21 protein-coding genes are annotated in these 22735 nt (G+C 70.7%); 3 read left to right on the forward strand and 18 right to left on the reverse strand.

The features are described 5' to 3' along the window. Window positions 1–50: 50 nt before the first annotated feature. From K311_RS0102970 to ndk, 4 genes are read right to left on the reverse strand one after another with little or no spacing between them, the layout of a single operon-like run. Window positions 51–938 carry a helix-turn-helix domain-containing protein gene (locus tag K311_RS0102970; protein ID WP_051239412.1) on the reverse strand — a complete coding sequence of 296 codons (888 nt, stop codon included), beginning with the start codon at window positions 936–938 and terminating at the stop codon, window positions 51–53. Next, window positions 935–1711 carry a type IV pilus biogenesis/stability protein PilW gene (gene pilW, locus K311_RS15010; protein WP_081683238.1) on the reverse strand — a complete coding sequence of 259 codons (777 nt, stop codon included), beginning with the start codon at window positions 1709–1711 and terminating at the stop codon, window positions 935–937. Before pilW ends, K311_RS0102970 begins: the two co-directional genes overlap by 4 nt. After that, on the reverse strand, window positions 1701–2879 hold the full coding sequence (gene rlmN, locus K311_RS0102980) for a dual-specificity RNA methyltransferase RlmN (RefSeq protein ID WP_051239483.1): 1179 nt from the start codon (window positions 2877–2879) through the stop codon (window positions 1701–1703). The genes pilW and rlmN overlap by 11 nt, the downstream gene beginning before the upstream one ends. A 29-nt stretch (window positions 2880–2908) precedes the next feature. After that, complete coding sequence (gene ndk, locus K311_RS0102985) at window positions 2909–3334, reverse strand: nucleoside-diphosphate kinase (protein ID WP_026816086.1); 426 nt, start codon at window positions 3332–3334, stop codon at window positions 2909–2911. A gap of 243 nt (window positions 3335–3577) precedes the next feature. Here ndk and K311_RS0102990 point away from each other — a divergent pair, with 243 nt between their 5' ends. The 3 genes from K311_RS0102990 (at window position 3578) to K311_RS0103000 (ending at window position 7861) form a co-directional block, all read left to right on the forward strand. Beyond that, window positions 3578–4198 (forward strand): TetR/AcrR family transcriptional regulator, encoded by a 621-nt coding sequence (locus K311_RS0102990; protein ID WP_026816087.1) that lies wholly within the window; start codon window positions 3578–3580, stop codon window positions 4196–4198. A 71-nt stretch (window positions 4199–4269) separates the two neighbouring features. After that, window positions 4270–6639 carry a 3-hydroxyacyl-CoA dehydrogenase/enoyl-CoA hydratase family protein gene (locus K311_RS0102995; protein WP_026816088.1) on the forward strand — a complete coding sequence of 790 codons (2370 nt, stop codon included), beginning with the start codon at window positions 4270–4272 and terminating at the stop codon, window positions 6637–6639. Between the two features lie 19 nt (window positions 6640–6658). After that, complete coding sequence (locus tag K311_RS0103000) at window positions 6659–7861, forward strand: acetyl-CoA C-acyltransferase (RefSeq protein ID WP_026816089.1); 1203 nt, start codon at window positions 6659–6661, stop codon at window positions 7859–7861. Between the two features lie 75 nt (window positions 7862–7936). Here K311_RS0103000 and K311_RS0103005 read toward each other — a convergent pair whose 3' ends face one another. The 14 genes from K311_RS0103005 to serC form a co-directional block, all read right to left on the reverse strand. After that, a complete protein-coding gene (locus K311_RS0103005) occupies window positions 7937–8371 on the reverse strand; it encodes a FecR family protein (protein ID WP_026816090.1) in 435 nt (144 codons plus the stop codon). An 82-nt stretch (window positions 8372–8453) separates the two neighbouring features. Beyond that, on the reverse strand, window positions 8454–9776 hold the full coding sequence (locus K311_RS15015) for an NAD(P)/FAD-dependent oxidoreductase (RefSeq protein WP_051239414.1): 1323 nt from the start codon (window positions 9774–9776) through the stop codon (window positions 8454–8456). A 10-nt stretch (window positions 9777–9786) separates the two neighbouring features. Beyond that, entirely contained in the window at window positions 9787–10665 is an 879-nt protein-coding gene (galU, locus tag K311_RS0103015; protein ID WP_026816091.1) for a UTP--glucose-1-phosphate uridylyltransferase GalU, read from the reverse strand. Continuing rightward, entirely contained in the window at window positions 10665–12563 is a 1899-nt protein-coding gene (locus K311_RS15020; protein ID WP_081683240.1) for a nucleoside-diphosphate sugar epimerase/dehydratase, read from the reverse strand. The genes galU and K311_RS15020 overlap by 1 nt, the downstream gene beginning before the upstream one ends. Beyond that, entirely contained in the window at window positions 12560–13570 is a 1011-nt protein-coding gene (locus tag K311_RS15025) for a glycosyltransferase family 4 protein (protein WP_161627288.1), read from the reverse strand. The genes K311_RS15020 and K311_RS15025 overlap by 4 nt, the downstream gene beginning before the upstream one ends. Window positions 13571–13575: 5 nt before the next feature. Further along, window positions 13576–14748: a lipopolysaccharide assembly protein LapB gene (lapB, locus tag K311_RS0103030; protein WP_026816092.1), complete on the reverse strand. Its 1173-nt coding sequence runs from the start codon at window positions 14746–14748 to the stop codon at window positions 13576–13578. After that, window positions 14741–15052 (reverse strand): lipopolysaccharide assembly protein LapA domain-containing protein, encoded by a 312-nt coding sequence (locus K311_RS17410; protein ID WP_051239416.1) that lies wholly within the window; start codon window positions 15050–15052, stop codon window positions 14741–14743. The genes lapB and K311_RS17410 overlap by 8 nt, the downstream gene beginning before the upstream one ends. A gap of 55 nt (window positions 15053–15107) precedes the next feature. Then, window positions 15108–15410, reverse strand: a complete 303-nt coding sequence (locus K311_RS0103040) for an integration host factor subunit beta (RefSeq protein ID WP_026816093.1) — start codon at window positions 15408–15410, stop codon at window positions 15108–15110. Window positions 15411–15484: 74 nt separating this feature from the next. Further along, window positions 15485–17167 carry a 30S ribosomal protein S1 gene (gene rpsA, locus K311_RS0103045; protein WP_026816094.1) on the reverse strand — a complete coding sequence of 561 codons (1683 nt, stop codon included), beginning with the start codon at window positions 17165–17167 and terminating at the stop codon, window positions 15485–15487. Between the two features lie 151 nt (window positions 17168–17318). Next, window positions 17319–18011 (reverse strand): (d)CMP kinase, encoded by a 693-nt coding sequence (cmk, locus tag K311_RS0103050; RefSeq protein WP_026816095.1) that lies wholly within the window; start codon window positions 18009–18011, stop codon window positions 17319–17321. Window positions 18012–18020: 9 nt separating this feature from the next. Beyond that, window positions 18021–19349 (reverse strand): 3-phosphoshikimate 1-carboxyvinyltransferase, encoded by a 1329-nt coding sequence (gene aroA, locus K311_RS0103055; protein ID WP_026816096.1) that lies wholly within the window; start codon window positions 19347–19349, stop codon window positions 18021–18023. Then, entirely contained in the window at window positions 19346–20494 is a 1149-nt protein-coding gene (hisC, locus tag K311_RS0103060) for a histidinol-phosphate transaminase (RefSeq protein WP_026816097.1), read from the reverse strand. Before hisC ends, aroA begins: the two co-directional genes overlap by 4 nt. Continuing rightward, window positions 20491–21621, reverse strand: coding sequence for a prephenate dehydratase (gene pheA, locus K311_RS0103065; protein WP_026816098.1), 1131 nt, complete (start codon window positions 21619–21621; stop codon window positions 20491–20493). The genes hisC and pheA overlap by 4 nt, the downstream gene beginning before the upstream one ends. Before the next feature lie 2 nt (window positions 21622–21623). Beyond that, a complete protein-coding gene (gene serC, locus K311_RS0103070) occupies window positions 21624–22709 on the reverse strand; it encodes a 3-phosphoserine/phosphohydroxythreonine transaminase (RefSeq protein ID WP_026816099.1) in 1086 nt (361 codons plus the stop codon). Between the last annotated feature and the right edge of the window lie 26 nt (window positions 22710–22735).

The following is a 22735-nucleotide window of genomic DNA, read 5'->3' on the forward strand; positions in this document are numbered from 1 at the left end:
CGCGGGCGATGTCTACGGGATGCTCGGGCGGCCGCGCGGGCGGCCGACGATCAGTGGGCAGCCGGCGCCGGCTGGCCGTCGGAGGATACCGCAAAGCGGGCCACGTTCGCCGAGCGGAACGGCGCGAGATCGACCTCGCGACCGGCGTGGCGGACGTCGACGGCGTCGGCATTGCCGAGGGTGATGCGGGCCACGCGGCCGGCGTCGTAGCGGCGCTCGGCACCGGCGCCGACCAGGCCGCGCTCGATCCGCTCGCCGTTCGCACCGACGACGTCGACCCAGCTCTCGCCGCGGAAATGCAGCACCAGCGCGGCGGTGTCGGCGGCGGCGCCCGGGAACGGCGCCAGCGAGGCGAGCACCGGGTTCGCCGCCGGTGCCTCGTCGCGAACCACCGGCGCCGCGATCTCCGGCGCACGCATCGGCCCGTCGGTGATCTCCACCGCCGCGGCGGCCGCGGCCGCGCCGGCTCCGGCGACCATGAGCTCGGCCGGCGGCGCGCCGGCGTCGAGGGTCAGTTCGCGCACGTCGGCGCGCGTCTGGTAGTGCCGGGCGACCAGCCACACCGGGACCACGAGCACGGCCGTCATCACCAGGTACACGCCGTTGCGCAGCAGCACGTCGACGGTGTGGCGCATCCGCGAGCGCGACGACATCGGCGCGAGCGCCGGGGCTTCCGGCTGCAGGCTCTCGACCTGGACCAGCAGGTGTTCGGGCAGGCCGAGCAGGCGCAGGTAGCTGCCGAGGTAGCTGCGCAGGTAGATGCGGGCGCCGAGGCGTGACCATTCCTCGCGCTCCATCGCCTCGACGACGGCGGACGGCAGGCGCAGCTGCGCGGCCACCTGTTCGACGCGCAGGCCGGCCTTCTCGCGGGCGCGGCGCAGCTGCACGCCGAGGGGATCCTGGAACAGCGCCGGCTGCAGCGGATTCGCGGCGTTCATCGACCACCCTCCGCGCCCGGCCGGTAGCCCGGGTGTTCGGCGGCGAGGCGGCCGCGGTAACGCGCGGCGGCCTGGGCATCGCCGGCGGCCTGCTCGATGCGGGCCGCCAGGTCGAGCAGTTCCGGGCCGGTATCGCCGAGGGCGTCGCGGCGCTGGAAGAAGGCGCGCGCGCCGAGGAAGTCGCCACGGGCGAACTGCACCCGCGCCATCAGCTCGAGCAGGCGCGGATCCTGCGGCTTCAGCGCCAGTCCGGCGCGCAGGTAGTCCGCGGCCTTCTCGTTGTCGCCGGCCTCGAAGGCGCATTTGCCGGCATTGAAGAAAGCGCGCTCGCGCTGCCCGAAGAAGCGGTCGTCGGCAGCACGACGCAGCAGCGCCTCGCCTTCGGCACGCTTGCCGGCACCGCAGAGGAAGGCGCCATTGGCGTTCAGCACATGGCCGGCATCGGGCGCCAGCGCGAGCGCGCGGGCGAAATGCCGGCCGGCCTCGGCCGGATCGCCGGCGCGGTCATGGATCATGCCCAGGACGATCTGCACGTCGGGCGACCCGGGGTCGCTGCGCTCGGCGCGGCGGGCGCGCGACAGGGCCTGGTCGAGTTCGCCGCTGGTCAGGTAGCTCTGCGCCAGCTGCAGGTTGGCCAGGCCGGTGGAGCTCATCGTGCCCTCGGGGTCGCGCGGATAATTGCCGCCACCCCCCGGGGTCGCGCACGCGGCGAGCGCGGACGCCAGCGCCAACGGCGCCAGCAACCGCAGCGGCCGCCTCGACTCATGCCGCATCGGAAACTCCTCTGGCTTCGAGCTTGCGTCGGAAATCGGATTGCCGGCGGGTGCGGTCCATCACCTGCCCCTTGAGCTGGCCACAGGCGGCGTCGATGTCGTCGCCGCGGGTGCGGCGCACCATCGTCAGCACCTGCTGGTCGAGCAGGATTTTCTGGAACGCGCGGACGTCGGCGTCTTCCGGCCGTTCGAAGCGGGTGCCGTCGAACGGGTTGAACGGGATCAGGTTGACCTTGGCGGCGTCGGCGCGCTGCACGCGGGCGTCGAACTTCTTCATCAGCCGGGCCAGCGCGCGGGCGTGTTCGGGGCGGTCGTTGACGCCCTTCATCAGCGTGTATTCGAAGGTGATGGAGGTGCGCGGCTTGCGCTGCGCGTAGCGCACGCAGGAGTCCATCAGCTCGGCGATCGGGTACTTGCGGTTCAGCGGCACCAGGCTGGTGCGCAGCTCGTCCTCGGGCGCGTGCAGGGAGACCGCGAGCGAGACGTCGCTGACCTCGGACAGCCGGTCGATCATCGGCACCAGGCCGGCGGTCGAAAGGGTGACGCGCTTGTTGGCGAGGCCGAAGCCGTTGTCGTCGCGCATCAGGCTCATCGCCCGCACGACGTTGTCGAAGTTCAGCAGCGGCTCGCCCATGCCCATCATCACGACGTTCGTGAGCTTGCGTTCGATGTGGGCGCGGTTGCCGAGGTGCTTCGAGGCCGTCCACACCTGGCCGATGATCTCGGCGGTGGACAGGTTGCGGTTGAAACCCTGGGTGGCGGTGCTGCAGAACTGGCAGTTGAGGCCGCAGCCGACCTGGCTCGACACGCACAGCGTGCCGCGGCCCTTGTCGGGAATGAAGACGGTCTCGATGGCGTTGCTGGCATCCATGCCGAGCAGCCACTTGTGGGTGCCGTCGGCGGAGCCCTTGTCGAAGACCACCGCCGGCGGCCGGATCTCGCAGCTTTCCTCGAGCCGGGCACGCAGCGCCTTGCCGACGTCGGTCATTTCCGCGAAGTCGGTGACGTGACGGTGGTAGATCCACTTCATGATCTGGTGGGCGCGGAAGCGCTTCTCGCCGAGGGTCTCGGCGAAGAAGCGCTCCATGCCCTCGCGGTCCAGGTCGAACAGGTTCAGCCGCGACGGCGCCGCCGCGGCCTCGGCCGTCGGCAGCACCTGCACGGGGATCTGGCGTTCGTCCTGGCTCACGGCATCACTCAGCGCGGGCAGACTTCGGTGGCCGGGAAGAAGTAGGCGATCTCGATCGCGGCGTTCTCCAGGCTGTCGGAACCGTGCACGGCGTTGGCGTCGATCGACTCGGCGAAGTCGGCGCGGATCGTGCCCGGCGCGGCGTCCTTCGGATTGGTGGCGCCCATCAGCTCGCGGTTCTTCGCGACGGCGTTCTCGCCCTCGAGCACCTGGATCATCACCGGGCCCGAGGTCATGAACTCGACCAGCGCGCGGAAGAACGGGCGCTCCTTGTGCACGGCGTAGAAGCCCTCGGCTTCCTTGGTCGACAGGTGCTTCATCTTCGCGGCGACGACCTTCAGGCCGGCCTTCTCGAAGCGGGTGTAGATCTCGCCGATGACGTTCTTGGCGACCGCGTCCGGCTTGATGATCGAAATGGTGCGCTCCAGCGCCATGTGTCACTCCGTGGTTTTCGGGGTTGTGGGAGCCGGTGATTGTAGCGCGAAAAGTCCGTAACCATGCGGGTTTAGCGCAAATCCCTGCAAAGGTCCAGAAGGAATTGGCCGCTGCCGGGCACCGACCACGTTGGCCCGGCCCCCGCCCGATACCGGGGGTGCGTTTCAATCGGGCATTTGACGGCGGCCGGGCCACCCGCTCACACTCGCCAACACCCGTTTGAAGCAGGTGCTGGAACCGCCATGTCGACGAGCCACTTCAACACCAAGGAAAGGATCCTCGGCGCCGCCGAGGAGCTGTTCGCCCAGCACGGCTTTTCCGGCACCTCCCTGCGTGAGGTCACCAGCCGCGCCGACGTGAACATCGCCGCGGTGAACTACCACTTCGGCAGCAAGGAGAACCTGGTCAACGAAGTCTTCCGCCGCCGCATGGACGAGATGAGCGAGCGCCGTCTCGGCCTGCTGCGCCAGGCCCAGGAAGAGCGCCCGGGCGATCTCGAGGCCATCCTCGCCGCCTTCATCGAGCCGCCGCTGGCGCTGACGATCGACCACCGCGGCGGCTCCGCCTTCGTGCGCGTGCTGGCGCGCGCCTTCGCCGAGAAGAACGACCGCCTGCGCAAGTTCCTGTCCGACAACTACGGCCACGTACTGCGCGAATTCGCCAAGGCGATCGGCACCGCGCTGCCGGAACTGCCGAAGGAGGACCTGTACTGGCGCCTCGACTTCACCGCCGGCGCCCTGACCTATGCGATGGCCGACTTCGGCCTGATCAAGCGCCCGGCCGGGGTGTCCGAGAAGGCGCACTGCGAGAAGGCCGCGCGCGCCCTGATCCGTTTCGCGGCCGCCGGCCTGCGCGCCGGCTGACCCGCTTTTTCCGCGCGTTTCAGCGCGCGTTCGCAACCCGATCCACGACTTTTCGCAAACCGGAGCACCCCATGCCGCAACTCCGCATCCGCAAGGTGGCCGTCCTCGGCGCCGGCGTGATGGGCGCGCAGATCGCCGCCCACCTCGTCAATGCCGACGTCGACACGATCCTGTTCGACCTGCCGGCGAAGGAAGGACCCGCCAACGGCATCGTCGACAAGGCGATCGCCAATCTCGGCAAGCTGTCGCCGGCGCCGCTGGCGACCCGTGACCGCGCCGCCGCGATCACCGCCGCCAACTACGACCAGCACCTCGAGCTGCTGCGCGACTGCGACCTGATCATCGAGGCCATCGCCGAGCGCATGGACTGGAAGAAGGCGCTTTACGACCGGATCGAGGACTACGTGGCCCCGCACGCGGTCCTGGCATCCAACACTTCTGGCTTGTCGATCAATGACTTGGCGGATGTTCTTCCGGAATCGCTTCACGAGCGGTTCTGCGGCGTGCATTTCTTCAACCCGCCGCGCTACATGCACCTGGCAGAGCTGATCCCCTGCGCGAAGACCAAGCGCGAAGTGCTCGAAGGCCTCGAGGAATTCCTTGTCACGACGCTCGGCAAGGGCGTGGTCTACGCCAAGGACACCCCGAACTTCATCGGCAACCGCATCGGCGTGTTCTCGATCCTGTCGACGATGCACCACACCGCCGCCTTCGGCCTCGGCTTCGACGAGGTCGACGCCCTGACCGGCCCCCTGCTCGGCCGCCCGAAGTCGGCGACCTACCGCACCTCGGACGTGGTCGGCCTGGACACGATGGCCCATGTCATCAAGACGATGGCCGACACCCTGCCGGACGACCCCTGGCACCGGTACTTCACCTCGCCGGAGTGGCTGCAGGCCCTGATCGGCAAGGGCGCACTGGGCCAGAAGACCGGCGCCGGCATCTTCATGAAGAAGGGCAAGGAGATCCAGGTCCTCGACCTGAAGGCGCAGGACTACCGCCCGGCCACCGGCGCCGCCGCGCCGGAAGTGATCGAGATCCTGAAGACGAAGGACCCGGCCGCGAAGTTCGCCGCCCTGCGCGCCAGCCAGCATCCGCAGGCGCAGTTCCTGTGGTCGGTGTTCCGCGACCTGTTCCACTACGCCGCCTTCCACCTGGCCGCGATCGCCGACACCGCGCGCGACGTCGACCTGGCGATCCGCTGGGGCTACGGCTGGAGCCTGGGCCCGTTCGAGACCTGGCAGGCCGCCGGCTGGAAGCAGGTCGCCGAGTGGATCGCCGAGGACATCGTCGCCGGCAAGGCGATGTCGAACGTGCCGCTGCCCGACTGGGTCTTCGACGGCCGCGACGGCGTGCACCAGGCCGAAGGCAGCTACTCGCCGGTCAAGGGCGAGGTGCTGCCGCGTTCGAACCTGGCCGTCTACAACCGCCAGCGCTTCCCGGACCCGGTGCTCGGCGAGCGCGCCGCTCCCGGCGACAGCGTGTTCGAGACCGACGCCATCCGCATGTGGCACGACGGTGACGGCATCGCGGTGGTGTCCTTCAAGACCAAGATGCACACCGTGTCCGACGGCGTGCTGGCCGGCCTGCTCGAGGCCATCGACCGCGCCGAGAAGGATTTCCGGGGCCTGGTGCTGTGGCAGCCGAAGGAGCCGTTCTCGGCCGGCGCCGACCTCGCCGGGGCGCTGGCCTCGCTGCAGGCCGGCAAGGTCGCCGAGTTCGAGCAGATGGTCGCGACCTTCCAGAAGGTCAGCCAGCGCATCAAGTACTCGCTGGTGCCGGTCGTCGCCGCGGTACGCGGCCTGGCCCTCGGCGGCGGCTGCGAGTTCCAGATGCATGCGGCGCGCACGGTGTTCGCGCTCGAGAGCTATATCGGCCTGGTCGAGGCCGGCGTCGGCCTGCTGCCGGCCGGTGGCGGCCTGAAGGAGATCGCGGTGCGCGCGGCCGCAGCGGCCGGCCCCGGTGGCGACGTCTTCGCGGCCCTGAAGCCGTACTTCGAGACCGTCGCGATGGGCAAGGTATCGGCCTCGGCCCTCGAAGCGAAGCAGCTGAAGCTGGCGCGCCAGGACGACATCGTCGTCTTCAACGCCTACGAGCTGCTGCACGTCGCCAGGGCGCAGGCGAAGGCGATGGCCGAGAGCGGCTACCGGCCGCCGCTGCCGGCGCGGGCGATTTCGGTCGCCGGCGATGTCGGCATCGCCACCTTCCGGATGATGCTCGAGAACATGCGCGAGGGCCGCTTCATCAGCGACCACGACTACGAGGTCTCGCGTCGCATCGCCACCGTGCTCTGCGGCGGCGAGGTCGACCGCGGATCGCTGGTCGACGAGGAATGGCTGCTGCGCCTGGAGCGCGAGAACTTCGTCGCACTGGCGCAGATGCCCAAGACCCAGGAGCGGATCGCCTACATGCTGAAGAACGGCAAGCCGCTGCGGAACTGACGAGACAGGAACCCAGACAATGAGCAAGCAGATCCAGGACGCCTACATCGTCGCCGCCACCCGTACCCCGGTCGGCAAGGCCCCGCGCGGCGTCTTCCGCAACACCCGTCCCGACGAGATGCTCGCGCACGTGCTGCGCGAGGTCGTCGCCCAGGCGCCGGGCATCGACGTCGGCCGCATCGACGACGCCATCATCGGTTGCGCGATGCCGGAGGGCGAACAGGGCATGAATGTCGCCCGCATCGGCGTGCTGCTGGCCGGGCTGCCGAACACCGTCGCCGCGCAGACCATCAACCGCTTCTGCTCCTCCGGTCTGCAGGCCGTGGCGCTTGCGGCCGATCGCATCCGCCTCGGCGAGGCCGACCTGGTGCTCGCCGGCGGCACCGAATCGATGTCGATGGTGCCGATGATGGGCAACAAGGTGGCGCTGAGCCCGCAGGTCTTCGCCAACGACAACGAACACGTGGCGATCGCCTATGGCATGGGCATCACCGCCGAGAAGGTCGCCGAGGAATGGAATGTCTCGCGCGAGGACCAGGACGCCTTCGCGGTCGCCTCGCACCGCAAGGCGCTGGCCGCGCAGGCCGCCGGCGAGTTCCGCGACGAGATCTCGCCCTACCGGGTGATCTCCCGCCAGCCCGACCTCGCCGGCAACAGCGTGCGCCTGCGCGAACTGCTGGTCGAGAACGACGAGGGCCCGCGCGCCGACACCAGCCTCGAGGGCCTGGCCAAACTGCGGCCGGTATTCCGCAACGGTGGCAGCGTCACCGCCGGCACCTCCTCGCAGATGTCCGACGGCGCCGCCGGCATCCTGCTCGCCTCGGAGCAGGCCATCAAGGACTACGGCCTGACCCCGCTCGCGCGCTTCGTCGGTTTCTCGGTCGCCGGCGTGCGCCCGGAAGTGATGGGCATCGGTCCGATCGCGGCGATTCCGAAAGTGCTGGCCCAGGCCGGCCTGAGCCAGGACCAGATCGACTGGATCGAGCTCAACGAGGCCTTCGCCGCGCAGGCGCTGGCGGTGATCCGCACCTGCGGCCTGGACCCGGACAAGGTCAATCCGCTCGGCGGCGCGATCGCGCTCGGCCATCCACTGGGTGCCACCGGTGCGATCCGCACCGCGACCATCGTGCACGGCATGCGCCGCCGCCAGCAGAAGTACGGCATGGTGACGATGTGCATCGGCACCGGCATGGGCGCCGCGGGCATCATCGAAGCGCTCTGAAGCCCCGGGGGCCGAAAACGAAGAAGGCCGCCTTCCGGCGGCCTTCTTCTTGCGCGATGGAATTCGCGCGGAAGCTTACGGGCTGCTCGGCTCGTCGTCGTCGTTGGCCACGACCACGCCGACGACCACCGCGACACCGCCGAGGATCGCCCACTCGGTGAGCTCCCAGGAGCTGGTGTTGTCACCCGAGACCTGGGCATAGGACGGGCCGACCTTGCGGACGTCGGCGACCGCACCGGCGCAGGTCGACTGCTCCGGAACGACCAGCATCGAGCCCGACGCGATCGGAAGCGCACAGCCGTCATTGAACACGAGGCTGGCGCTGGCGCCCTCCATGACCATCACGGTGTCGCCCGGCTGCAGCGCCTGGGCTTCGGTGGCGGTCACGAACTCCTGACCCTGGTTGACCATCACCACGCCTTCCTGCGCAGTGAGGCTGGCGACGGGGCCCGCCGCGAACGCCGCCGGAGCGACCAGCGAAAGTACGACGGAAAGCGCGAGACGTTTCATGGTTCCACTCCGGTAGGGGTCGGCCTTCACGCGAAAGCCTACTTCGCGGGAAGGCGGGAGGGCAAGCATTTCGTGGTGGGGATCACATTCCGCCCCCGCCCGACGACGAGGCCGTGCCTGCCCCGGCCTCGCGCCAGGCTTTCCACGCGTCCTTCGCCTGCAGCCACCAGTAACCGAGCTGGGCAGCGAGGAACCCGGCGGGTTTCAGCGCCGACACCAGGCCGTAATCGGCGAACTCGCGCCAGCGCGCGTCGCCTTCGGCGATCGCCGCGGCGAGCACTTCGCCGGCGAAGGTCGTCGGGGCGACGCCATGGCCACCGAAGGCCTGGGCCAGCCACAGGCCCTCGTCGATCCGGCCGATCTGCGGCATTTCGTGCCGGGCGTAGCTCATCAGCCCGGACCAGGCGTCCTCGATGCGGATGCCGTCGAGCTGCGGGAACACCCGCAGCAGGTCGCGGTACAGCAGGCGCTGCACGGCCGCCGGCCTGCGGTCGCGCACCGAGATCCGGCCGCCCCAGAGCAGGCGGGTGTCCGGCAGCGGCCGGTAATAGTCGAAGGCGAAGCGGCTGTCGTAGATCGCGGCGCGCGTCCGCAGGATTTCATCCATCCGCGCGCCGAGCGGCGCGGTGACCATCACGTAGGTGGCGATCGGCAGCACGCCGGCATCGACCTCGGTGCGCAGCCCGGCCAGGTAGCCGCCGCAGGCGAGTACCACGTCGCGCGCCCTCACCTCGCCTTCCGGGGTGCGCACGCACCAGCCGGCGCCGTCCCTGACCAGGGCCGTCGCCGGCGAGCCCGCATGCAGGGCGACCCCGCGCGCGGCGGCGGTCGCGGCGATGCCGTGCGCGTAGGCGAGCGGGTTGAAGTGCAGCGCATCGCGCTCGAACAGGGCGTCGGCGTAGCGGCCGCTGCGCACGATGTCGGCCAGCTGCGCGGCCGGCACCCAGTCCCAGCGGGTGTCGAAGTGTTCGGCGAGCAGGCGCTGGCGCTCGCGCAGCGGCGTCGGATCGCGGAACCAGTTCGTCCACAGCACGCCGGCGTCGGTGTGGTCGCAGGCGATGCCGTGGTCGGCGATGCGCCGGCGGATGAGTCCGACGGCGTCACGGGTGCCGCGGTAGAGGGCCTTCGCCCGTACCGGGCCGAGCTCGGAAAGCAGTTGCGCCTCGCCGCGCGAGAAGCCGCCGAACACGAAGCCGCCGTTGCGTCCGGAGGCACCGTGCGCCAGATCCTGCGCCTCCAGCAGCAGCACCTGCCCCACCCCGCGTTCGGCCAGGCCGAGCGCGGTGTTGAGGCCGGCGAAGCCGCCCCCGACGATGCAGACCGCGGCCTCGTGCCGCCCGCGCAGCACGGGTGCCGGCGGTGCGGCGCCGGCGGTGCGGCGGTAGTAACCGGCGCCCGCGGCCACCGGTCGCGGCTCAGCGTTCGAGCGCGGCGCGCATGTAGGCACGCGCCGGTTCGGCGAGGTCGTCGTGTTCCAGCGCGAACTCGATCGTCGCCTCGACCAGGCCGATGCGGCTGCCGCAGTCGAAGCGGCGGCCCTCGAAGCGGTAGGCCAGCGCGCGCTCTTCGGCGATCAGCGCGGCGATGCCGTCGGTCAGCTGGATCTCGCCGCCGGCGCCGGGACGCATCGTCGCCAGGTGGTGGAAGATGCGGCCGCTGAGCACGTAGCGGCCGACGACCGCGAGGGTGCTGGGCGCGACTTCCGGCCGCGGCTTCTCGACGATCGCCGCGATCTCGCCGTGGCGGCCGGTGAAATCGCGGGTCGCGACGATGCCGTAGCTGCCGGTCTGGTTACGCGGCACGTCCTGCACGGCGACCACGCTGGACGCCTGCGCCTGCGCGAGGTCGGCCATCTGCTTCAGCGCGCCCGGCCCGCGGTTCCAGATCAGGTCGTCGGGCAGCAGCACCGCGAAGGGTTCGTCGCCGACCACGGGACGGGCGCAGAGCACCGCGTGTCCGAGTCCCAGCGCCTCGGCCTGGGTCACGAACACCGCGCGCACGTGCCGCGGCAGCACGTCGCGGATCAGCCCGAGCAGTTCGGACTTGCCGGCCTTCTCGAGCTTCTGTTCGAGTTCGTAGGCCTTGTCGAAATAATCGGCCACCGAGTGCTTGTAGCGGTTGGTGACGAACACCAGCGTGTCGCAGCCGGCCTCGATCGCCTCGTCGACGGCGTACTGGATCAGCGGCTTGTCGACGACCGGCAACATTTCCTTCGGAACGGTCTTGGTCGCGGGCAGGAAGCGGGTTCCCAGTCCGGCGACCGGGAATACGGCCTTGCGGATTCTCGTTGTCATCAGGGCTTCAGTCGGCTCACGTTGGTGGGCGACGGATCGGCGAAAGCGTGGTCTTGCACCGATGCGCCGTCGGACGCCGGAGTGTAATCGGGAACGGCGGCCCGCAGCGTCGCGAGCAGTTCGGCAGCGCCCGCCGGCCGCGCCAGCTGCTCGTCGAGGCGGCGCAACAGCTCGCGCACCGGCGCCGCCGGCAGCTCGCGCGGGCCCGCTTCGAGGATGCGCGGGTGGCGCGTGCGGCGGTAGCGCTCGTCGGGATGGAACAGCAGCTCGTGCAGTTTCTCGCCGGGCCGCAGACCGGTGTATTCGATGCGGATGTCGAGGCCGGGGCGCTTGCCGCTGAGCCGGATCATCTGCTCGGCGAGTTCGCGGATCGCCACCGGCCGGCCCATGTCGAGCGCGAAGACCGACCACGGCCGCATGCCGAGTTCCAGCGAATGCAGGATCAGCTGGCAGGCTTCGGGAATCGTCATGAAGTAGCGCGTGACCTCCGGGTGGGTCACGGTGACCGGACCGCCCTCGGCGATCTGCCGGCGGAACAGCGGCACGACGCTGCCGGCCGAATCCAGCACGTTGCCGAAACGCACCACCGACAGCCGCACCGCACTGCCCTGCAGCTCCGCCTGGCAGGCGAGTTCGGCGAAGCGCTTGCTGGCACCGAGCACATTCGCCGGACAGATGGCCTTGTCGGTGGAGATCAGCACGAAGTGGCCGACCCCCGCCTCGCGGCAGGCCCGGGCCAGCGTCACGGTCGCCTGCACGTTGTTGCGCAGGGCTTCGCGCGGATGCGCCTCGAGCAACGGCACCTGCTTGCAGGCTGCCGCGTGGAAAACGTGGTCGATGCCGGCGGCGAGGGCGATCCGGCAGGCAGCGGGATCGCCGCAGTCGGCCAGCAGCGGACGCAGGTCGAGCCCGGGCCAGTCGCGGCGCAGGCGCTCGCTCACCTCGAGCAGGGCCAGCTCGTCGCGTTCCAGCAGGACCAGCGCCGCGACGCCGCCGGCGGCGCACTGCTGCGCGAGTTCGGCACCGATCGAACCACCGGCACCGGTCACCAGCACCCGCTGCCCGGCGATGCCGGACGCGTCGCCGAAGGCCACCGGCCGGCGGCCGAGCAGGTCCTCGATCCGCACTTCGCTCAGCTCCAGCCGGCTGCCGCTGCCGGCGAGCATGTCGGCCAGCCGGGGCACCTTGCGGAACGGCAGGCCGGTCTCGTCGCAGAGGCTGACGACGCGCTGCATCTCGGCGGCGCTGGCCGAGGGCATCGCGATCACGAGCAGTTGCGGCGCGGTTTCGGCGGCGATGTAGGGCAGCTCGTCGATCGGCCCGAGCACCGGCACACCGAGCAGCTTCATGCCTTTCAGCGCCTGCTGGTCGTCCAGCAGGCCGACCGGCTCGTAGCGCCCGTCGCGGCGAAGGTCGCGCAGCAGGGACTCGGCGGTGCGGCCGGCGCCGAGCACGAGCACGCGCTGGGCACCGCCGGGCTGATGCGACTGGCGATAGTCCTTCCACAGGCGCCAGGCCAGGCGCGGCCCGCCGAGCATGACGACCAGGGCGACCGGATACGGCACCAGCACCCGCCGCGGCGTGCTGCCGAGCAGCCCGAAGAAGAACAGCGCGGCGCCGATCACCAGCACGCCGATCAGCGCGGCCCGCACCAGGTTCGCGAGGTCGGGCAGGCTCGCGAAGCGCCAGATGCCGCGATACAGGCCGACCGCGCGCAGCACCAGGCCCTGGGCGACGACCGCGATCAGCAGTTCGAGCCCCGGCGCCGGCGCCGGCGGCGCCCCGGCGACCGTGGCGAGCCAGCGCAGGCCCAGCCAGACCAGCGCGACCATCGCCAGGTCGTGCAGCACGACCAGCAGCCGCGGCACCGGCGTCAGCCCTCCCTGCCCTGCCCTCATGCCTTCGACTCCGGCGGTTCCGTGATCGGCCAGCGATACCCGGCGGCCAGGCGGGTCACGACGCCGACGCCGTACACGCCCCCGGCAACCGCCCAGGCCAGGGACGGGTCCGCCCCGCCTGCCGCCAGTGCGACCGCCAGCCCCACCACCACCAGCGTCCAGCTCGCGAAGGCCAGCGCGACCGCCGAGTGGCCGACGCCGGCAGCGATGATGCGCTGATAGAGGTGATCGCGGTGCGCCTGCCATGGAATGCAGCCACGCCGCAGCCGGCCGCCGAGGGTGACACCGGCGTCGATCAGCACCGCCGACAGCGGCAGCCAGACCAGGGCGGCGGTCGCCCCGCCGCGCGCCGCGGCCTGCAACAGCAGCAGCGCCGCCGCGAAACCGAGCGCGTGACTGCCGACGTCACCGAGGAAGACGCGGGCGCGCGGAAAATTGAGCGGCAGGAAGCCGATACAGGCGGCGACCAGCGCCCATGCCACGGCTCCGCCGGCGTCGGTCGCCGGCAGCACGGCGGCGACGCAGGCACCGAGCAGCAGGGCCTGCAGCGTCACCAGGCCGTTGCTGCCGTCCATGAAGTTCCACGCGTTCACCAGGCCGATCGCCAGCAGCCAGGCGGCGACGATGCCGGGCACCGGCGTCGCCAGCTGCGGCGCCAGCGGCCAGGCCAGCGCCAGCGGCAGCGTTCCGACGGCCTGGGCGAACAGCTTCGCGGCCGGTGCCAGCGGGCGGATGTCGTCGACCAGGCCGGCGCCTGCGGTGACCAGCAGCCCACCGGCGAGGGACACCCCGGGACCGCCCTTCGCGTAGGCGGCGAACACGACCGTCGCCAGCACGGCGGCGATGCCGATACCGCCACCACGCGGCGTCGGGGTCCGATGCAGGCGGCGGTGCTCCGGCGCATCGACCCAGCCGCGGCGGCCGGCGAGCCGCGCGAACAGCCAGCCGCCGGCGAACGCGACGCCCGCGCAGGAGGCGCAAAGCACCAGGGCGAGGTCGATAGCCATCATGCCTACTCGCCGATCGTGCCCTGCACCGGCTTGATGCTGCCCCAGGACTTGCAGCCCGGGCACTGCCAGTGGTGCGCGCGGGCGCCGAATCCGCAGCGCTGGCAGCGGTAGCCGGGCGTGCGCACGAGCAGTTGCTCGGTGATCTGCTTGAGGGTTTTCAGGCTCGCGCCGAAGTCGACCGAGTCGTCGCGCAGGCTCAGCTCGATGAAGGCGGCCTCGCCGCGGACCGACGGCCGCAGCTGCAGCTGCCGCTTCAGGAAGGCGAGTGCCGCCGGATGGCCCTCGTCGTGCTCGATCATCCGCGCCAGCGCCAGCACCGCGGAAACGCCGGGGTGGTGCTCGATGGTCTCCATCAGGAAGCCGCGCGCGCGCGCGCCCTCGCCGCGACGTTCGTAGCAGCCGAGCAGCGGGTCGAGGATCTCCGGCAGGAACTCGATGTCGTGGCGGGCGACGCGCTCGAAGGCGCGGATCGCCGCGGCATCGTTGCCGGCCGCAAGTTCGATCCGGCCTTCGGTCAGCCCGGCGCGCACCGAATGGCTGTCGGCCGCATAGGCCTCGGCGACGAAGGCGCGGGCCTCCTCGTACTCGCCGGCGAGCCGCGACTTGTCGGCGAGTTCGCAGTAGTAATGCGCGATCAGCTTGCCCATCGGCTCGCCGCCGGCCGATTCCAGTTGCCGGGCATGCTCGATCGCCTTGCCCCAGTCGCGCTCCGCCTGGTAGATCGAGATCAGGTGGCGCAGCGCCTGCGGTGCCAGCACGCCCATGCGCACGAGGTCGGTGAACAGGGTCTCGGCGCGGTCGAGCAGGCCGGCGCGCATGTAGTCCTCGCCGAGCGCCAGCACGGCGCGGGTCTTCTGGTCGTCGCTCAGGCCCGGCCGGGCGACCAGACTCTGGTGCAGGCGGATCGCGCGGTCGACCTCGCCGCGGCGGCGGAACAGGTGACCGAGCGCGAACTGGGTCTCGACGGTGTCCTTGTCGACCGCGGCGATCTGCAGGAAGACCTCGATCGCCTTGTCCTGCTGCTCGTTGAGCAGGTAGTTCAGGCCGCGGAAATAGGTGTTCGACAGCCTCGACATGCGCGCACCGCCGCGCAGCTCGCCACCGCGACGGCCGGCGAGCCAGCCGCAGACGGCCGCGACCGGCAGCAGCAGGAACAGCCAGTACGGCTCATTCATGGGGTGCGACGATGGTGACCGGTTCCGGCGCGATGATGGCCGCCGCCGGGCTCGTCGCGGCCGGCGTCGCCGGCGTTTCGGCGCGGCGCAGGCGCAGCCGCAGTGGCCACACCACACCGAGGGTCAGCACCAGCCCGGCGAGCAGCGCGCCGGCCAGCAGGGCCAGCAGCAGGGCCGTGCCGAGGGTGACGTCGGTGAGGGTGTGGAATCCGAGTTCGACATCGACGGGGCGGCGGTTGAGCGCGCCGAACAGGACGCCGGCGATGACGAACAGCAGCGCGAGCAGGGCTTTGATCAGGCGCATCCGCGGCGGTCCTCCGGAAGGTGGCCGTCAGCTTCGCACGGTCGGGGCGGCGGAATCAGCCCGTGATCGGCTGGTCGCCGTTCGCGTTGACGCGATCGCGCAGTTCCTTGCCCGGCTTGAAGTGCGGGACGTACTTGCCGGGAAGCGCGACGGACTCGCCGGTCTTCGGATTGCGACCCAGGCGCGGCGGCCGGAAGTGCAGCGAGAAGCTGCCGAAACCGCGGATTTCGATGCGGTCGCCCCGGGTCAGGGCGCCGCTCATCATTTCCAGCAGGGTCTTGACGGCGAGGTCGACGTCGTCGGCCTTCAAGTGCGCCTGTCGACGCGAAAGCACCTCGATCAGTTCGGACTTGGTCATCCCGTCGTGTCTCGCTCTTCCCTGCCGTGTGGGCGTGGCCCGGGGGAACCCGGGCCACGCACCGGTACCGCGTGTTACTCGCCCTTGTTCAGCTGCTCACGCAGCAGGGCGCCCAGCTTGGTGGTGCCGCTGGAAGCGTCGAAGGACTTGTTGACCTCGGCCAGGTTCTCCTGGAGTTCGGCCTCGTCCTTGGCGCGGATCGACAGCTGCATCGTGCGGCCCTTGCGGTCCATGCCGATGAACTTGGCTTCGACCTTGTCGCCGACCTTCAGGTAGTTCGTGGCGTCGTCGACCCGCTCCTTGGCGATGTCGTTGGCGCGTACGTAACCCTCGATGCCGCCGTCGAGCTCGATCGTCGCGCCACGCGCGTCGACTTCCTTGACGGTGCCGGTGACGATGCTGCCCTTCTGGGTGGTCGCCATGTACTGGCCGACCGGATCCTGCTCGAGCTGCTTGATGCCCAGCGAGATGCGCTCGCGCTCCGGGTCCACGGCCAGAACGACGGCCTCGACGGTGTCGCCCTTCTTGAAGTTGCGGACCACGTCTTCGCCGGTGGTGTTCCAGCTGATGTCGGACAGGTGCACCAGGCCGTCGATGCCGCCTTCCAGGCCGATGAAGATGCCGAAGTCGGTGATCGACTTGATCTGGCCGGACACCTTGTCGCCCTTCTTGTGCAGCGCCGAGAAGGCTTCCCACGGGTTCGGGGTGCACTGCTTGATGCCGAGCGAGATGCGGCGGCGCTCGCCGTCGACGTCCAGGACCATGACCTCGACCTCGTCGCCCAGCTGGACGACCTTGGACGGGTTGACGTTCTTGTTGGTCCAGTCCATTTCGGACACGTGCACCAGGCCCTCGACGCCCGGCTCGATCTCGACGAACGCACCGTAATCGGTAACGTTGGAGACCTTGCCGAACAGGCGCGAGCTGGTCGGGTAGCGACGGGCGATGTTGTCCCACGGATCGTCGCCGAGCTGCTTCAGGCCGAGCGAGACGCGGTTGCGCTCGCGGTCGAACTTCAGCACGCGGACGTCGAGCTCGTCGCCGACGTTGACGACTTCCGACGGATGACGGACGCGCTTCCACGCCATGTCGGTGATGTGCAGCAGGCCGTCGATGCCGCCCAGGTCCACGAACGCGCCGTAGTCGGTGAGGTTCTTGACCACGCCCTTGACGATCGCGCCTTCCTGCAGGCGCTCGAGCAGCTGCTCGCGCTCGACGCTCGACTCCGACTCGACCACCGCGCGGCGGGAGACGACGACGTTGTTGCGCTTGCGGTCGAGCTTGATGATCTTGAATTCGAGTTCCTTGCCCTCGAGGTAGCCCGGGTCACGGACCGGACGCACGTCGACCAGCGAACCCGGCAGGAACGCGCGGACGTCGCGGATGTCGACGGTGAAGCCGCCCTTGACCTTGCCGCTGATGCGGCCGGTGACGATCTCGCCGGCTTCCATCGAAGCCTCGAGTTCGTCCCACACCATGGCGCGCTTGGCCTTCTCGCGCGACAGCACGGTCTCGCCGAAGCCGTTCTCGAGGTACTCGAGGGCGACCTTGACGACGTCGCCGACGGCGATTTCGAGCTGGCCGTCGTCGTTACGGAACTGCTCGATCGGGATGATGCCCTCGGACTTGAGGCCGGCGTTGATCACGACGACGTCGGAACGCACTTCGACCACGGTGCCGGAGACGATCGCGCCCGGCTTCAGCTTGCTCAGGGCGCTCTGGCTCTGTTCGAACAGTTCAGCGAAAGATTCAGTCATTGTTGGAGTCTCGGTTGGACACACGGGACGCAGCTCGGCTGCGGCCCACCTGTTGGCGCTTGCGCGCGTGGATGGAAAGCCCGCGCCGTCGTGGCGCGGGACCGTTGCCTGCTTCAGGAAGCCGCCCCGAAAGGCGGATGCGCCGCGGCGATCAAGCCTGGCGGGGTAGCCGGTACTTCTCCGGCACCACCGCCAGCACGTGCTCGACCACCTCGGTGATGGGCGTGCCGGTGGAGTCCACGATCACCGCGTCATCGGCGGGTTTCAGGGGCGCCACCGCACGACCGGCATCGCGCTCGTCGCGAGCGGCGATTTCGTGCAGCAGGCCGTCAAGGTTAACGGAAACCCCTTTTTCCTTCAACTGCTTATAGCGTCTTTTGGCCCTTTCGGCGGCGCTGGCGGTCAGGAAGACCTTGTACGGGGCATCCGGAAAAATGACCGTGCCCATGTCGCGCCCGTCCGCCACCAGCCCCGGCGCCTTGCGGAAACCGTGCTGCAGCGCGACCAGCGCCGCCCGCACCGGCGGGTGGGCGGCGATCGCCGAAGCCGCCGCCCCGGCGGTCTCGGTGCGCAGCTGCCGGGTCGCGTCCTTACCGTTGACGATCACGTGCGGCTCGCCGGCGCCGGCGGTCTCGAAGCGGATCTCGGTCCGGGCGGCGCACTGGGCGACCGCGTCGGCGTCGCTCAGGTCCAGACCCTCCCAGGCGGCGGCCAGCCCGACCGCGCGGTAGAGGGCGCCGGAGTCGAGGTAATGCCAGCCCAGGCGTTCGGCGACGGCGCGACTGATCGTGCCCTTGCCGGATCCGGAGGGGCCATCGATGGTGAGGACGGGAATGCGCGGCATGGCCGAAGTCTAGCCGACGGCCGGGGGCCGCCGCTGCAGACCCAGTCCCACTTCCGCCGCCAGCCCCTCGAACCCGGGGAAGGACGTGGCGACGTTCGCGCAGTCGGCGATCAGCACCTCGCCGCCGGCGCACTGGGCGGCGACCGCGAGGCTCATCGCGATCCGGTGGTCGCCGACGGCATCGACCTCGCCGCCGTGCAGGCGCCCACCGTGGATCACCGCACCGTCCGGGCTTTCGTCGACGCGGGCGCCGAGCCGGCGCAGCGCCGTCGCCATCACCGCGATGCGATCGGATTCCTTCACGCGCAGCTCGGCGGCGCCGGTGACGACCGTTTCGCCCTCGGCCAGCGCCGCGGCGACGAACAGCGCCGGGAACTCGTCGATCATGTCCGGCACCAGCGCCTCCGGCACCGCGATGCCGCGCAGCGCGGCCGCCCGCACGACGAGGTCGGCCACCGGCTCGCCGCCCTCCTCGCCCGGGTTCTCCTCGCGGATGTCGGCACCCATCAGGCGCAGCGCCTGCAGCAGGCCGGTGCGGCGCGGATTCATGCCGACCCGGCGCAGGCAGAGTTGCGAGCCCGGAACCACGCTGGCGGCGACCAGGAAGAAGGCCGCCGAGGAGAAGTCCGCCGGCACCGCGATGGTGGTCGCGCGCAGGCGGTGGCGGCCCTCGAGTGCCGCTTCGCCGGGAGCGAACGCGACCGGCCAGCCGAAGGCATGCAGCATCCGCTCGGTGTAATCGCGAGTCGGATGCGGCTCCCGGACGCGGGTGACGCCTTCGGCATAGAGCCCGGCGAGCAGCACCGCCGATTTCACCTGGGCGCTGGCCACTGGCGTCGCATAATCAATGCCTTGCAGCACATTCTTCGCGTGGATTCGCAGCGGCGGCAGGCCGCCCGCGGCGGCGTCGATGCGGGCGCCCATCCGGCTCAGCGGATCGATCACCCGGTTCATCGGCCGCTTCGACAGCGAGGCGTCGCCGACGAGCGTGCTCGCGAAATCCTGGCCTGCCAGCAGGCCGGCGAGCAGGCGCATGCCGGTGCCGGCATTGCCGCAGTCGAGCGGACCGTCGGCGCCAGCCAGGCCGTGCAGGCCGACGCCGTGCACGATGCGCTCGCTGGCTTCCGGGGCCTCGATGCGCACGCCGAGCCGCTGCAGGATCGCCGCGGTCGCGCGGGTGTCTTCGCCTTCGAGGAAGCCGTGCACCTGCGAGACGCCGTCGGCGAGCGCCGCCAGCATCACTGCCCGATGCGACACCGACTTGTCGCCGGGGACCCGCAACTCGCCGCGCAGCGGCCGTCCCGGGCCGGCGGCCCAGTCGAGGCGGGGGCCGCTCATCGCGATCCCCCGAGGGCCGCGTCGAGCGCCTGCAGCAGCCGCCGGTTCTCGTCGCGGCGGCCGACGCTCAGGCGCAGGCAGGTCGGCAGCCCGTAGCCCGCCATCGGCCGCGGCACCACGCCCGCCGCGACCAGCGCCCCGGCGAGCGGGGCGGCGTCGCGGCCGAAGTCGACCAGCAGGAAATTGCCCTGGGAAGGCGTCACCGCCAGCGCCCGGGCCCGCAGCGCGTCGGCCAGTGCCTCGCGCTCGCCGGCATTGGACGCGCGAACCCGCGCGACATGCGCCTGGTCGGCCAGCGCCGCGGCGCAGGCGGCGAGCCCCGGCCCGTTGACGTTGAACGACTCGCGCACCCGCTCCATCACCGCGGCCAGGCCAGGCGCCGCCAGCAGGTAGCCGACGCGCAGGCCGGCCAGGCCGTAGGCCTTCGAGAACGTGCGGGTCACGACCAGGTTCGGGAACTCCGGCAGCAGTTCGACCGCGGAACGCAGCGCCGGATCGGTGACGTATTCCAGATAGGCCTCGTCGACGACCACCAGCACCCGCGGCGGCACCCTGGCCAGGAAGTCCGCCAGCGCCCCGGTGCCGAACCAGGTACCGGTCGGGTTGTTCGGATTGGCGAGGTAGACCAGACGGGTCTCCGGTCCGATCGCCGCCGCCAGCGCGTCGAGGTCGTGACCGCGCGGCATCGCCGCGGCGACGGGCAGCGCCTCGGCCTGGCGCAGGGTCGCGCCCGCCGCCTGCGCGGCCAGCGCATACACCGCGAAACCGAAGCGGGAGGCGACCACCTCCTGCCCCGGTCCGGCGAAAACCTGCGCCAGCTGCATCAGCAGTTCGTGCGAGCCGTTGCCGAGCACGATGCCGGCGCGCGCGACGCCGTGGTGCGCCGCCAGCGCGCCCCTCAGGGTGCCGCCGAGCGGATCCGGGTAACGGTGCAGGTCGCCGGCGGCAGCCGCGAACGCGGCCAGGGCTGCCGGGCTCGGACCGAGGCTGTTTTCGTTGGAGCCGAGTTCGACCAGTTCGCCGGCCGGCCAGCCGCGCCGCAGCGCGACCAGGTCCAGCCCGGGGTCGTAGGCGCACAGACCGCGGACCCCTGGCTGGGCGAGCGCGGCGTAGGCGGCTTCGTCCTGCGCGGAAAGCCTGGTCAAAGCAGGGCCACCGGATAGGCGCCGAGCACACGCACGTCGGCGGCGTATTCACCGAGTTCGGCCAGGGCGCTGGCCACGGCGGCGTCCTCGACATGGCCGCTGACGTCGATGAAGAACGCGTACTGCCAGCGGCCGGTGTGCGACGGCCGCGACTCGATGCGGTTCATGCTGACGCCGTGGCGCGCGAACGGGCTCAGCACCGCGTACAGCGCCCCGGGCTGGTCGCGCACGTAGACCAGCAGCGAGGTCCGGTCGTGGCCGCTGCCGGGGAACAGTTCGCGGCCGAGCACGAGGAAGCGCGTGGCGTTGTCGGGGCGGTCCTCGATCGGGCCGGCGACGGTCTTCAGGCCATAGACGTGGCCGGCGTTCTCGCCGGCGATCGCGGCCGCGTCGTCGGCGCCGCGGGCACGGCGCGCCGCCTCGGCATTGCTGGCGACCGGGATCTTTTCCGCCTTCGGCAGGTGCTGGCGCAGCCAGGCCTTGCACTGCGCGAGCGACATCGGATGCGAATAGACCCGCTCGATGTCCTCGAGCCGGCCGCTGCGCGACAGCAGGTGCTGGTGCACCGCCAGTTCGACCTCGCCGCAGATCTTCAGCGGCGAGGCCAGGAACATGTCGAGCGTGGACTGGATCGTGCCCTGCCCCGAGTTCTCGACCGGCACGACGCCGAAATCGGCATGCCCGGCCTCGACCTCCTGGAACACCTCCTCGATGCTCGCCAGCGGCAGGCCTTTGGCCGAGTGGCCGAAATGCTTCTGCATCGCCTGCTGCGAGAACGTCCCCTCGGGGCCGAGGTAGCCGACTTTCAGCGGCTCCTGCTGGGCCAGGCAGGCGGACATGATCTCGCGGAAGACGCGCAGCAGGACTTCGTCGCTGAGCGGGCCGTCGTTGCGGTCGAGCACCTGGCGCAGCACCTGCGCCTCGCGCTCGGGACGGTAGTAATCGACGGCCGCCTTCAGCGGCCCCTTGGCCTTGCCGACCTGGTGCGCCCAGCGGGCGCGCTCGGCGATCAGCGCCTGGATCTGGCGGTCGATCGCGTCGATGCGCTCGCGGACCTCCACCAGCACCGGCGCCGCCGGTACCGGCGGCGGCGTGGCCTTAGAGCGCGGCGGTCGACGGGTGGCCATCGTCAGCCGTGGCGTCGGGCGAAATCGGCCATGAAATCGACCAGCGCCTGCACGCCCGCCTCCGGCATCGCGTTGTAGATCGAGGCACGCATGCCACCGACCGCGCGGTGTCCCTTCAGGCCGAGCAGCCCCGCCGCTTCGGCCTCCTGCAGGAAGGGCTTGTCGAGCGCGGCGTCGGGCAGGAAGAACGGCACGTTCATCCACGAGCGGGCCGCCGGCGCCACCGCATTGCGGTAATAGCCGCCGGAGCCGTCGATCGCCGAATAGAGCAGCTCCGCCTTGCGGCGGTTGCGCTCGCCGATCGCGGCGGTGCCGCCCTGCTCCCTGGCCCACTTCAGCACCAGCCCGAGCACGTACCAGGCGAAGGTCGGCGGGGTGTTGAACATCGAATCGTTCTTCGCCTGGTTCTGCAGCTCGAAGATCGGTGGCAACGCGCGGCCGTGGCGGCCGAGCAGGTCCTTGCGCACGATCGCGATCGCCAGACCGGACGGGCCGAGGTTCTTCTGGGCGCCGCCGTAGAGCACGCCGAAGCGGGAGACGTCGATCGGAGCCGACATGAAGTTCGACGACACGTCGGCGACCAGCGGCACGTCGCCGACGTCCGGAATGTCGCGGAACTCGATGCCGTGGATCGTCTCGTTCGGGGTGTAGTGCACGAACGCCGCGCCCGGGGTGAGCTGCCATTCGCCGACCGGCGGAATGTCGACGTAGCCGCCGGCCTTGCCGCTCGCGGCGATGTTCGTGCGCAGCAGCGGCCTGGCGTTGTCGAGCGCTTTCTCGCCCCAGTGACCGGTCAGCACGTAGTCGGCGGTGGCGTCGGCACCGGCGAGGTTCATCGGCAGCAGCGCGGCCAGCGTGGTCGCGCCGCCCTGCAGGAAGAGCACGTGGTAGTCGTCCGGAATCGCCATCAGCTCGCGCAGGTCGCGCTCGGCGGCCGCCGCGCATTCGACGAAGGCCTTGCCGCGGTGGCTGACCTCCATCACGGAGGCGCGTTCGCCCTGCCATTCGAGCATTTCCTCCTGCACCTGGCGCAGGACGGATTCGGGCAGCGCGGCCGGGCCGGCGCTGAAGTTGTAGGCACGCGACATGGATACTCCGGATAGTGGGGAAAGAC

It is taken from the genome of Arenimonas composti TR7-09 = DSM 18010, assembly GCF_000426365.1.
GTDB classification, from domain to species: domain Bacteria; phylum Pseudomonadota; class Gammaproteobacteria; order Xanthomonadales; family Xanthomonadaceae; genus Arenimonas; species Arenimonas composti.